The sequence below is a fragment of the Streptomyces sp. CB02261 genome (assembly GCF_001905665.1).
GTDB lineage: Bacteria > Actinomycetota > Actinomycetes > Streptomycetales > Streptomycetaceae > Streptomyces.
The window spans coordinates 252,175-263,680 of sequence record NZ_LIVX01000004.1 but is presented as its reverse complement, the minus strand read 5'-3'; the positions used below and the strand labels follow the sequence as shown (position 1 = coordinate 263,680).

Sequence of the window (11,506 nt, the reverse complement as noted above, 5' to 3'; positions counted from 1 at the left end):
GGTGACGACGCGCCGGGCGGTGACATGACGGGTGGCGACACGCCGGACGGCCCGGACGTTCCCGGTGGCGACGTGCCGGCTGGTGACGTGCCGAGCTACACCGTCGACGAGCTGGCCGCGCGGGCCGGGGTCACCGTGCGGACCGTGCGGTTCTACGGGACCCGGGGGCTGCTGCCGCCGCCCGTGATCGGGGCACGGCGGGTCGGGCACTACGGGCCGGGGCACCTGTCGCGGCTCGCGCTCATCGAGGAGCTCCAGCGGCAGGGCATGACGCTGGCGGCGATCGAGCGGTACGTGGAACAGCTGCCGCCCGACCTCAGTGCCCAGGACCTCGCCATCCACCGGGCCCTGGTGGCCTCCTGGGCGCCCGAGTCGGCCGAGGTCATCACCCGGCGCGATCTGGAGCGGCGCGCCGGGCGGCCGCTGACGGAGCAGGACGTCGGGCGGCTGGCCGCGATGGGCGTCCTCGACCGGACCGACGACCCCGACGCCTTCCGGCTCGACGGCGCGCTCCTGAGGCTCGGCGTGGAGCTCCTCGACGTGCCGATCGAGCACGAGACGATCCTCGCCTCCCGGACCGTGCTCCTGGAGCACGCCCGCGCCGCCGCACAGGAACTCTCGCGGCTCTTCCAGGAGCAGGTGTGGAACCCGTACCGGGAGAGCGGTGAGGACCCGGACCACCTGACCGCGATGAAGTCGCTCTCGGCGCACATGCAGCCGATGGTGGTCCAGGCCCTCGTCACCGCCTTCCAGCGCTCGCTGAGCGAGGAGCTGAGGGCCGCGTTCAGGAGTCGGTGAAGACCTCGCCCCGGTCCGCCTTCTCCACCAGCAGGGCCGGGGGCTCGAACCGCTCCCCGTAGGTGGCCGCCAGCTCGCGGGCGCGGGTCACGAAGCCGGCGGCACCGCCCTCGTAGCCGTTGATGTACTGCAGGACGCCGCCGGTCCAGGCCGGGAAGCCGATGCCCATGATGGAGCCGATGTTGGCGTCGGCGACCGAGGTCAGGACGCCCTCCTCCAGGAGCCGGACGGTGTCCAGGGCCTCGGCGAAGAGCATCCGCTCCTGCATGTCGCGGAACGGGATCTCGTGTCCGGGCTTGGTGAAGTGCTCGCGCAGGCCGGGCCAGAGCCTGCCGCGCCTGCCGTCCTCCCCGTACTCGTAGAAGCCGGCGCCGCCGCTGCGGCCGGGGCGGCCGAACTCGTCGACCATGCGGTCGATCACGGCCTCGCCGGGGTGGCTGGTCCAGGTGCCGCCGGCCTCCTCGACCGCCCGCCTGGTCTCGTTGCGGATCTTGCGGGGCAGGGTCAGGGTCAGCTCGTCCATCAGGGAGAGGACCTTGGCGGGGTAGCCGGCCTGGGCCGCGGCCTGCTCGATCGAGGCGGGCTCGATTCCCTCGCCGAGCATGGCGACGCCCTCGTTGATGAAGTGGCCGATCACCCGGGAGGTGAAGAAGCCGCGCGAGTCGTTGACGACGATCGGCGTCTTGTTGATCTGCCGGACGAGGTCGAACGCGCGGGCGAGGGCCTCGTCGCCGGTCCGCTCGCCCTTGATGATCTCGACGAGCGGCATCTTGTCGACGGGCGAGAAGAAGTGCAGGCCGATGAAGTCGGCCTGGCGCTCCACGCCCTCCGCGAGGACGGAGATCGGCAGGGTGGAGGTGTTGGAGCAGAGCAGCGCGTCGGGGGCGACGACGGCCTGGATCTCCTGGAAGACCTTGTGCTTGAGCGCGGTGTCCTCGAAGACGGCCTCGATGACGGCGTCGCAGCCCGCCAGGTCGCGGACCTCGGCGGTCGGGGTGATCCGGGCCAGGAGCGCGTCGGCCTTGTCCTGGGTGGTGCGGCCGCGGGAGACGGCCTTGGCGCAGAGCGCCTCGGAGTAGGCCTTGCCCTTGGCGGCGGACTCGGCGGAGACGTCCTTGAGGACGACCTCGATGCCGGCGCGGGCGCAGGAGTACGCGATGCCGGCGCCCATCATGCCGGCGCCGAGGACGGCGACCTTGCGGACCTGGCTCCGCGCGATGTCCTTCGGACGGCTCGCGCCCGAGTTCACGGCCTGGAGGTCGAAGAAGAAGGCCTGGATCATGTTCTTCGCGGTCCGGCCGACGACCAGCTCGGTGAAGTAGCGGGACTCGATGGTGAGCGCGGTCTCGAAGTCGACCTGGGAGCCCTCGACGGCGGCGGCCATGATGGCGCGCGGCGCCGGGTAGGGCGCGCCGCCGAGCTGCTTGCGGAGGTTGGCCGGGAAGGCGGGCAGGTTGGCGGCGAACTTCGGGTTCGACGGCGTGCCGCCGGGGATCCTGTGGCCGGGCACGTCCCAGGGCTGCCGGGACTCGGGGTGCGCGTCGATGAAGGCGATGGCCTTGGCCATCATCTCCTCGGGGGTGGCGGCCACGGCGTCGACGAGGCCGTTCTCCAGGGCGCGCTTCGGGGTGTACTGGGTGCCCTGGAGCAGCACCTTGAGCAGGGCGTCCGTGATGCCCATGAGGCGTACGGTGCGGGCGACGCCGCCGCCGCCCGGCAGCAGGCCGAGGGTGACCTCGGGCAGGCCGATCTTGGAGCCGGGGGCGTCGAGCGCCACGCGGTGGTGGGAGGCGAGCGCGATCTCGTAGCCGCCGCCGAGCGCGGCGCCGTTGATCGCGGCGACGACCGGCTTGCCGAGGGTCTCGATGCGGCGCAGCGCCTTCTTCATCTCGATGGCCGCGTCGAAGATGTCCTGGGCGTGCTCGGGGCCCGCCTGGACCATGTCCTTGAGGTCGCCGCCGGCGAAGAAGGTCTTCTTGGCGGAGGTGTAGATGATGCCGCGGATGGAGTCCTTCTCGGCCTCCACGCGGTCGGCGACGGCGATGACCGAGGCCCGGAAGGCCTGGTTCATGGTGTTGGCGGACTGGTCGGGGTCGTCCAGGACGAGGGTGACGATCCCGGTCGCGTCCTGCTCCCAGCGGATGGTGGTGCTCTCGCTCATGACTGATGCTTCTCCGTTTGAGGGGTTCGGACGGGACGGTCAGACGCGCTCGACGACGGTGGCGATGCCCATGCCGCCGCCCACGCAGAGGGTGGCGAGGCCGTAGCGCTTGTCCTGCCGCTCCAGCTCGTCGACGAGGGTGCCGAGGATCATCGCGCCGGTGGCGCCGAGCGGGTGGCCGAGCGCGATGGCTCCGCCGTTGACGTTGACCTTGTCCAGGGAGATCCCCATGTCCTTCACGAAGCGCAGGACGACGGCCGCGAAGGCCTCGTTGATCTCGATCAGGTCGATGTCGTCGATCGTGAGGCCGGCCTTGGCGAGTGCCTTGCGGGTCGCCGGGGCGGGGCCGGTGAGCATGATGGTCGGCTCGGATCCGGAGACCGCGGCCGAGACGATCCGGGCGCGCGGCGTCAGCCCGTACCGCTCACCGACCTCCTTCGAGCCGATGGCGACGAGGGAGGCGCCGTCGACGATGCCGGAGGAGTTGCCGGCGTGGTGGACGTGGTCGATCTCCTCGACCCAGTGGTACTTCTGCAGCGCCACGGCGTCGAAGCCGCCGAGCTCGCCGATGTCGGCGAAGGAGGGCTTGAGCCGGGCGAGGGAGTCGGCGGTGGTGCCGGGGCGCAGGTGCTCGTCGTGGTCGAGGACGACGAGTCCGCTGCGGTCGAGGACCGGGACGACGGAGCGGGCGAAGCGCCCGTCCTTCCAGGCGGTGGCGGCCCGCTCCTGGGAGAGTTCGGCGTACTCGTCGACGTCGCGGCGGGTGAAGCCCTCGATGGTGGCGATGAGGTCGGCGCCGATGCCCTGCGGGACGAAGTTGGTGTCGAGGTTCGTCATCGGGTCGGAGAACCAGGCGCCGCCGTCGGAGGCCATCGGCACGCGGGACATGGACTCGACGCCGCCGGCGAGGACGAGGTCCTCCCAGCCGGAGCGGACCTTCATCGCGGCCATGTTGACCGCTTCGAGGCCGGAGGCACAGAAGCGGTTCTCCTGGACGCCGGCCACGGTGTCGGGGAGCCCGGCGGCGATGGCGGCGATGCGGGCGATGTCGGAGCCCTGGTCGCCGACCGGGCCGACGACGCCGAGGACGATGTCGTCGATCGCGGCGGGGTCGAGGTCGGGGTTGCGGGACTGGATCTCCCGGATGAGGCCGACGACCAGGTCGATGGGCTTGGTGCCGTGCAGGGAGCCGTTGGCCTTGCCGCGTCCGCGCGGGGTGCGGATCGCGTCGTACACGTACGCTTCGGTGCTCACGGAAAGCCTTTCGCGAGGGTTGAGGGTGGGGAGGTTCCGCGGGGAGGTCGAGGGGGAGGTCAGCCGAGGAGCGAACGGCCGATGATCTCCTTCATGATCTCGGTGGTGCCGCCGTAGATGGTCTGGATCCGGCCGTCGGTGTAGGCGCGGGCGACCGGGAATTCGCTCATGTAGCCGTATCCGCCGTGCAGTTGCAGGCACCGGTCGGCGACCCGCTTCTGGAGTTCGGTGGCCCACCACTTGGCCATGGAGGCGTGGACGGCGTCGAGTCCCCCCTCGGTGTGCTCGGTGATGCAGCGGTCGACGAAGGTCCGGGTGACGGCGCACTCGGTGGCCATCTCCGCGATCTCGAAGCGGATGTGCTGGAGCCGGGCGAGGGGCCGGCCGAAGGCCTCCCGCTCCTTGACGTACCGGGTGGTGATCTCCAGGAGGTGCTCGGCGCCGGCGATGCCCGCGACGGCGATGGCGAGCCGCTCCTGCGCGAGGTTGGTCATGAGGTGGAGGAAGGCGCCGTTGAGCTCGCCGAGCAGGTTCTCCTTGGGGACGCGGACGTCCTCGAAGAACAGTTCGGCGGTGTCCTGGGACTTCTGGCCGATCTTGTCCAGGTTCCGGCCGCGCTCGAAGCCCTCGGCTCCGCGCTCGACGACGAGGAGGGAGAGGCCGTGCGCGCCCCCCTCCGGGGTGGTGCGGGCGACGACGATCACGAGGTCGGCGAGGATGCCGTTGGAGATGAAGGTCTTGGAGCCGTTGAGGACCCAGTGGTCGCCGTGGTCCTCCGCGGTCGTACGGATCCCCTGGAGGTCCGAGCCGGCGCCGGGTTCCGTCATGGCGATGGCGGTGATCAGCTCGCCGGAGCAGAAGCCGGGCAGCCAGCGCCGCTTCTGCTCCTCGGTGCCGAGCGAGGTGAGGTAGGGGCCGATGATGTCGTTGTGCAGCCCGATGGCGAGCCCCGGGGCGCCGGCCCGGGTGAACTCCTCGGCGAGGACGGCGCCGTAGCGGAAGTCGGGGGTGCCGCCGCCTCCGTACTCCTCGTCGACGGCGAGCCCGAGCAGGCCCTGCCGTCCGGCGGCGAGCCAGACCTCGCGGGAGACGACGCCGTCCTTCTCCCACCGCTCGTAGTGCGGGAGCACCTCCTTCTCGAGGAAGGTGCGGACCGTCGCCCGGAAGGCCTCGTGGTCGGCGGTGTAGAGCTGACGCTTCATGCTTCGGTCTCCTGGGTCTGCTGCGGTCCGTCGAGCGCGGGGACGGCCCAGTCACGGGCCACGGCCGCGGTGTCGGCACCGGGCAGGGCGGGGCCCGTACGCAGGGTGCCGGGGGTGACGGAGAAACGGGGCGCGGGGGCGGGCTGGGCGATCCCGTCGCGCTCGGAGAAGGTGGCGCGGGCGGCGAGGTGCGGATGGGCCGGGGCCTCGCGCAGCGAGAGGACGGGCGCGACGCAGGCGTCACTGCCGTCGAAGACGGCCGTCCACTCCTCGCGGGTACGGCTCCGGAAACGGCGGGCGACGGCCTCCCGCAGCTCGGGCCAGCGGGCGAGGTCGCGGCGTGCGGGTGCCACGTCCTCGACGCCGAGGAGGCGGACGAACTCCGCGTAGAACCGCTCCTCCAGCGCGCCGACCGCCATGTGACCGCCGTCGGAGGTCTCGTACACGCCGTAGAAGGGGCAGCCGCCGTCGAGGAGGTTGACGCCCCGCCGGTCCTGCCAGCCGCCGGCCGCGAGCATGCCGTGGATCATGGTGGTGAGGTGTGCGGTGCCGTCGACGATGGCGGCGTCCACGACCTGGCCCTCGCCGTGCGCGCGGGCGTGCTGGAGCGCGGCGAGGACGCCGATGACGAGGTAGAGGGAGCCGCCCGCGTAGTCGCCGACGAGGTTGGCCGGGACGGTGGGCGGTCCTTCGGGGTCGGGGCCGATCATGCCGAGCGCGCCGGTGATCGCGATGTAGCCGATGTCGTGGCCCGCGGCGGCGGCGAGGGGCCCGTCCTGGCCCCAGCCGGTCATCCGCCCGTAGACGAGCCGCGGATTGCGGGCGAGGCAGTCGTCGGGGCCCACGCCGAGGCGCTCGGCGACCCCGGGCCGGTAGCCCTCGATGAGAATGTCGGCCCGCTCGACGAGGTCCAGGACGGTGGCCGGGCCCACGTCGGCCTTGAGGTCGACGAGGACCGAGCGCTTGTTGCGGTTGGTGAGGTCGCGGGCCGGGTCGATGCCGAGACCGGGGCCGCCGGGGCGGTCGACGCGGACGACGTCGGCCCCCAGGTCGGCGAGGAGCATGGCGGCGAAGGGGCCGGGGCCGATGCCGGCGAGTTCGACCACGCGTACCCCGGCGAGCGGGCCGGTCGCGGTGGTGTGTGTCGTGCTCATCCAGCCCCCAGGCCTGTGTGACACCAATGATGTAACACCGGAGATGCTAGGAACGTGTTCCACTCGGCACAAGCCCCCCGGCCGAGCAAGCGCTTGGAAATTACGGCGCCCGGGGCGCGGGCCGGACCTGGCGCGGGACCCGCTATCCTCCGCCGACGACGACAACCGCGCGCGGCGGCGCGGTACGGCCGAAATGAGGGGCTGGATGGAGACAGGGGCGGCGGGCGTGGGACGTGAGGACGAAGCGGGTTCGGGGCCGGGGCGGCCTGCGCCGCCGGCGGACGGGGCGCGGGCGTCGGGTGCCGAGGCCTTGACCCAGGCCGCCGGGACCGGAGCCGAGCGCGGGGGCAGGCCGTACGACGTGGTCCTGTTCGGGGCGACCGGGTTCGTGGGCGAGCTCACCGCCGCGTACCTGGCCGAGCACGCCCCCGCGGAGTGCCGCTGGGCGCTCGCGGGCCGCAACCGGGACGGGCTCATCGCGCTGCGCGACCGGCTCGCCGCCCGGTGGCCGCACTGCGCCGGGCTGCCGCTCGTCGTCGCCGACGCCACCGACCCCCGCTCGCTGCGCGAACTCGCCGAGTCCACCCGGGTGGTGGCCACCACCGTCGGCCCGTACGTCTGGTACGGCGACGGGCTGGTCGCCGCCTGCGCGGAGGCCGGCACGGACTGTGTGGACCTCACCGGCGAGGCCGAGTTCGTCGACCTGACCTACGTCCGGCACGACGCGCGCGCCCGGGAGACCGGCGCCCGGATCGTGCACGCCTGCGGCTTCGACTCCGTCCCGCACGACCTGGGCGTGTACTTCACCGTCCAGCAGCTCCCTGAGGGCGTACCGCTCCGGGTCGACGGCTTCGTCCGGGCCGGGGCGACCTTCTCCGGCGGCACGTTCGCGTCCGCGCTGACCGCGTTCGGCCGGGGCCGGGAGATCCTGCGGGCGGCGCGCGAACGCCGCCTGCACGAACCGCGGTCGGTGACACGCCGGGCACGCGCCCCGCTGGGCGGACCGCGCTTCAGCAGGGAGACCGGGACGTGGGCGCTGCCGCTGCCGACGCTCGACCCGCAGGTGGTGGCGCGGTCGGCCGCGGCCCTGGAACGGTACGGGCCGGACTTCCGCTACCGGCACTACGCCTCCGTGAAGACGCTCCCGATGGCGCTCGGGGGCGCGGCGGCCGTCGGCGCGGGCGTGGCGGCGGCCCAACTGCCTCCGGTGCGGAGCTGGCTGATGGGCCGTTACCAAGCGGGTCAGGGTCCGTCCGAGGAGCGCCGGGCCCGTAGCTGGTTCACGGTGCGCTTCGTCGGCGAGGGCGGCGGACGCCGGGTCTTCACCGAGGTGTCGGGCGGCGACCCGGGGTACGACGAGACGGCCAAGATGCTCGCCGAGTCGGCCCTCTGCCTGGCCTTCGACCCGCTCCCGAAGACGGCGGGCCAGGTGACGACGGCGGCGGCGATGGGCGACGCCCTCACCACCCGGCTCCGTGCGGCGGGCATCCGCTTCCGGGTGGCGCACCGGAGCTGAGCGGAGCCACACGGACGGGCGGGTACGGGAGGGATCAGGGCCGCGCGGGGGCGGGCGCGTGCGGATCGAGCCGCACGGGACGCGCGTCGGCGGTACGTGGGAGGTCAGGGCCGCACGAGGCGGAACGGGTGGCCGGCCGGGTCGGCGTAGACACGCCAGGCCGGCTCGCCGCCCCCGGCGTCGACCCCTCCCCCGCCGAGCGGTACGGCCCCGATCGCGAGGACGGCCCTGTGCGCGGCCTCCAGGTCGTCGACCCGCACGTCGAGGTGGAACTGCTGCTCGGGCGCTCCCCAGACCGGCGGGCGGTGGTCCGCCACGCTCTGGAAGGCGAGGGTCTGTCCGGCGTCGCCGCGCAGCACGGCGGAACCCTCGCCGACGGCCCACCGCGGATCGGATCCCTGCACCTCGCCTCCGATCAACTGCCGGTAGAACTCGGCGAGTTCCCGGGCGTCCGGACAGTCGAGAACGAGGCACCGCAGCCGCCCGATCACGCGAGGACCCAGGCGGCGACGACGTACAGCATGGCGCAGACCCAGGCCAGCGCGACGAGACCGGCACCGGCGAGGACGAGGTCGAGGCCGCGCCCGGCGGAGCGCGACGGAACGGGGAGGGGTGAAGTCATGGACCTCACTCTGCCGGGCGGACACACGGCCCGGTATCCGTACAGGTACTCAGCTTGTCGTCGAACCTCGGCGTGCGAAGAGGCGGGCGAGCCACTCGGTGGGCCGGCAGAGCGCGTCGAGAAGAGGGTGCATGACCACGAAGTAGTGGACGCTGACCCAGCCCCGCGGCTTGTCGACGAGGAGCGGGGCCCCGTCGCGGGAGATGTGGCGCAGGTAGCGGCGCCGGATCGGCGCTCCTGCCAGCAGCAGAACGGGCGAGGCGACGAGGGCGGCCAGCGTGATGAGGGCCTGCACGGCCCGGAGCCTGGCTCTCTCGGTCCTCGTCTCATAGCGCATGCGCTCAGTGTGCTGCCCCTCACCGTCGCCGGCCAGCCCGAGGGGTGAGGCGCCCGCGCAGCTCACTCCTCCCCCAGCGCCTCCTTCAGGGCGCGGCGGCAGAGGGAGTCGGCGAGGCGGGTGGTCTCGGGTTGGCGGAAGCGCGGGGTGAGGTGGAGGGTGTGGGCGCAGGCGTTGGCGAGGGAGACGCGGTGGCCGACGGAGACGAACACCGGCTTCACCCCGGCCTGGGTGCGCAGGGCACGCCCCACCTCCTCGCCGTCGGCGAGCAGCGGGGCGAACTCGCCGCGTGCCGTGCCGGGTTGGTCGTACGTGAAGGTGAAGGGGTTCTTCGCGACGCCGATGGAAGGCCTGCCGGTGAGCACGCCGAGGTGGCTGGCGAGCCCGAAGCGGCGGGGGTGGGCGAGGCCGTAGCCGTCGCAGACGAGGAGGCCGGGGTCGGCGGAGAGGCGGTCGAGCGCGGCGAGGACGGTCGGGATCTCGCGGAAGGCGAGGAGTCCGGGGACGTACGGGAACGAGACCCGGCCGACCGCGGTGGCCTCCTCCACCACCTGGTGGGTCCGCGCGTCGAGGACGACGGCCGCCGCGGCGACGAGATCGCGCTCGTCGTCGTAGGCCACGTCGAGCCCCGTGACATGCCCTTCGCCGGCCGCGGGCCCCTCCTCGTCGCGCACGAGGCGTCCCCGCAGCTCCTGCTGGACGGCTCGGGCGGCGCTCTCGTCGGCGGGCCAGCCCGCCGGAATCTCGATGATCGTCATGATGCGGGCCACCCTATGCGCGCCCGTGGACCGGCCTCCCGCCGGAGGGCACCGGGTAGCCTGGCGATCATGTTCGTACTGGAATTGACCTACACCGCGCCCGTCGAACGGGTCGACGCGCTGCTCGACGCGCACATCGAGTGGCTCGACGCGCAGTACGCCGCGGGCGTGATCGTCGCCTCGGGGCGCAAGAACCCCCGTGACGGCGGGGTGATCCTGGCCGCCGGGGTCGACCGCGCGGAGATCGAGAAGATCGTCGCGGCCGACCCCTTCAGCGTCGAGGGCGTGTGCGCGTACCGGATCACGGAGTTCTACGCGACCAAGACGGCCGATGACCTCGCCGCGTACCGGGAGCGGCTGCCCTCCTAGGGGGCGTCCGGCTCTGCGGACGGAAGGCGCTGCTCCCGGACTCCTCCTAGGACCTGCCCGGGCGGGTCGCCACCGCGATCCGGCCCTTCTCGCCCGAGGCCCAGCAGGAGCCGTCGGGGGTGCAGGACACCGTGTCGTACGAGCCGGTGTCGATCGTGCGCCACGTGCGGCCGCCGTCGGTGGTCAGGTCCGTGCCGGTCGGGCCGACGGCGAGTGCCGCGCTGCGGCTGTGCGGCAGCCAGGCGACGCCGGAGCGGTACGCGGGCGGAGGCGTGGCCGAGGCGCGCCAGGTGCGGCCGCCGTCACGGGTGACCGCGGCGGCCCGCGGGGACGGCTGGTCCTTGCGGTAGTCGCCGCCGACGGCGATGCCGTGCGCGCGGTCGCGGAAGGCGAGCCCGAAGACGCCACGGGCGGGGTCCCCGGCCGGGACGGGGGAGACGGTCGCGGTCCAGGTCAGCCCCCGGTCGGCGGAGTGGAGCACGCGCGCGGTGGCCCCGCCGCCCGTCGCCAGCCACACGTCCCGGGGCCCGGCCGACACCAGGCACTGGCCGCTCGCCGCGAAGCCCGCCTCGCCGGGGAGCGCGTCCGGCATCCCGGCGCTCGGCAGCACCTCCCAGGACCGGCCGCCGTCGCGGGTGGAGAGGATGCGGTACTTCCCGTCGACGGGGTCGCTCATGGCGAGTCCGTGGCGGCGGTCGAAGAACGTCATGCAGTCGTAGAACGCGCGCGGATCGGTGTTGCGGAAGGACTCGGTCCAGGTGGCTCCGCCGTCCTCGGTGCGCAGCACCCGCGAGGCCTCGCCCTCCCCGATGGCGAGGACGACGGCCCGGCGGGCGTCGAAGGCCTCCACATCACGGAGTTCCAGCTCGGCCGCACCGGGTGGCGAGACGTTTCGCCAGCTTCTGCCGCCGTCGGTGGTGCGCAGCACCGTGCCCCGGGAGCCGGCCGCCCAGGCGGTCCTGCGGTCGACCGGCGCGAGGCCGCGGAAGCGGGCTTCGGTCCCGGTCTGCGTCAACTGCCAGCCTGTCGTGAGCCGTTCGGTCGTCGCCGTCCGGCCGTCGCTCGCGGCCGCGGGGGTCTCCCCGGCGCGCGCCGGGGAGGTCAGGGTCAGCGCGAGCGCCGCCCCGACGAGCCCCACCGACATCATTCGTCTCGTCTTTCCCATGGACGTCATGGCGCCGGAAGCTAGTACCCCGGGCCGCCCGCGTCCAGGGCGCCTTTCCCAGGGCGAGTTGCCCGGGGCCGGCGGCGACCGCGTCACCTTCGCGCCGCGCCGATAGCTCCCCGCGGGCGACACCGCACGGCCGCCGGGCCTCGGGGATTCAGCCGTACTCC

Annotated in this window: 12 protein-coding genes; 3 read left to right on the top strand and 9 right to left on the bottom strand. The window is 73.3% G+C overall.

The features are described from left to right. Positions 1-24: 24 nt before the first annotated feature. Complete coding sequence (locus AMK29_RS14605; RefSeq protein WP_073813797.1) at positions 25-798, top strand: MerR family transcriptional regulator; 774 nt, start codon at positions 25-27, stop codon at positions 796-798. On the opposite strand, the gene AMK29_RS14600 is transcribed toward AMK29_RS14605, so the two are convergent. Genes AMK29_RS14600 through AMK29_RS14585 form a run of 4 tightly spaced genes read right to left on the bottom strand, consistent with a single transcriptional unit; the run spans position 785 to position 6,569 of the window. Further along, entirely contained in the window at positions 785-2,959 is a 2,175-nt protein-coding gene (locus AMK29_RS14600; RefSeq protein ID WP_073812719.1) for a 3-hydroxyacyl-CoA dehydrogenase NAD-binding domain-containing protein, read from the bottom strand. The genes AMK29_RS14605 and AMK29_RS14600 overlap by 14 nt on opposite strands. Before the next feature lie 39 nt (positions 2,960-2,998). After that, positions 2,999-4,213, bottom strand: a complete 1,215-nt coding sequence (locus AMK29_RS14595; protein ID WP_073812717.1) for an acetyl-CoA C-acetyltransferase — start codon at positions 4,211-4,213, stop codon at positions 2,999-3,001. A gap of 59 nt (positions 4,214-4,272) precedes the next feature. Then, positions 4,273-5,415, bottom strand: a complete 1,143-nt coding sequence (locus tag AMK29_RS14590; RefSeq protein WP_073812714.1) for an acyl-CoA dehydrogenase family protein — start codon at positions 5,413-5,415, stop codon at positions 4,273-4,275. Continuing rightward, positions 5,412-6,569 (bottom strand): CaiB/BaiF CoA transferase family protein, encoded by a 1,158-nt coding sequence (locus AMK29_RS14585; protein WP_073812711.1) that lies wholly within the window; start codon positions 6,567-6,569, stop codon positions 5,412-5,414. The genes AMK29_RS14590 and AMK29_RS14585 overlap by 4 nt, the downstream gene beginning before the upstream one ends. A 205-nt stretch (positions 6,570-6,774) precedes the next feature. Between AMK29_RS14585 and AMK29_RS14580 the strand changes: the two genes are divergently transcribed. Next, on the top strand, positions 6,775-8,085 hold the full coding sequence (locus AMK29_RS14580) for a saccharopine dehydrogenase NADP-binding domain-containing protein (RefSeq protein ID WP_079196889.1): 1,311 nt from the start codon (positions 6,775-6,777) through the stop codon (positions 8,083-8,085). Between the two features lie 104 nt (positions 8,086-8,189). Here AMK29_RS14580 and AMK29_RS14575 read toward each other — a convergent pair whose 3' ends face one another. The 4 genes from AMK29_RS14575 to AMK29_RS14565 all read right to left on the bottom strand — a co-directional run bounded on the left by AMK29_RS14575 (position 8,190) and on the right by AMK29_RS14565 (position 9,802). After that, complete coding sequence (locus AMK29_RS14575) at positions 8,190-8,576, bottom strand: VOC family protein (protein WP_073812706.1); 387 nt, start codon at positions 8,574-8,576, stop codon at positions 8,190-8,192. Next, the gene (mmpA, locus tag AMK29_RS37630; RefSeq protein ID WP_260461826.1) at positions 8,573-8,707 is read right to left on the bottom strand and encodes a morphogenic membrane protein MmpA; all 135 of its coding nucleotides are present in this window, start codon (positions 8,705-8,707) and stop codon (positions 8,573-8,575) included. The genes AMK29_RS14575 and mmpA overlap by 4 nt, the downstream gene beginning before the upstream one ends. A gap of 49 nt (positions 8,708-8,756) precedes the next feature. Next, positions 8,757-9,044, bottom strand: coding sequence for a hypothetical protein (locus AMK29_RS14570; protein WP_073813795.1), 288 nt, complete (start codon positions 9,042-9,044; stop codon positions 8,757-8,759). 62 nt (positions 9,045-9,106) lie between these two features. Next, a complete protein-coding gene (locus tag AMK29_RS14565; protein ID WP_073813793.1) occupies positions 9,107-9,802 on the bottom strand; it encodes an endonuclease V in 696 nt (231 codons plus the stop codon). Positions 9,803-9,871: 69 nt separating this feature from the next. Between AMK29_RS14565 and AMK29_RS14560 the strand changes: the two genes are divergently transcribed. Next, positions 9,872-10,171: a YciI family protein gene (locus AMK29_RS14560; protein WP_073812704.1), complete on the top strand. Its 300-nt coding sequence runs from the start codon at positions 9,872-9,874 to the stop codon at positions 10,169-10,171. Between the two features lie 46 nt (positions 10,172-10,217). On the opposite strand, the gene AMK29_RS14555 is transcribed toward AMK29_RS14560, so the two are convergent. After that, entirely contained in the window at positions 10,218-11,345 is a 1,128-nt protein-coding gene (locus tag AMK29_RS14555; protein ID WP_398851211.1) for a WD40/YVTN/BNR-like repeat-containing protein, read from the bottom strand. Positions 11,346-11,506 lie beyond the last annotated feature (161 nt).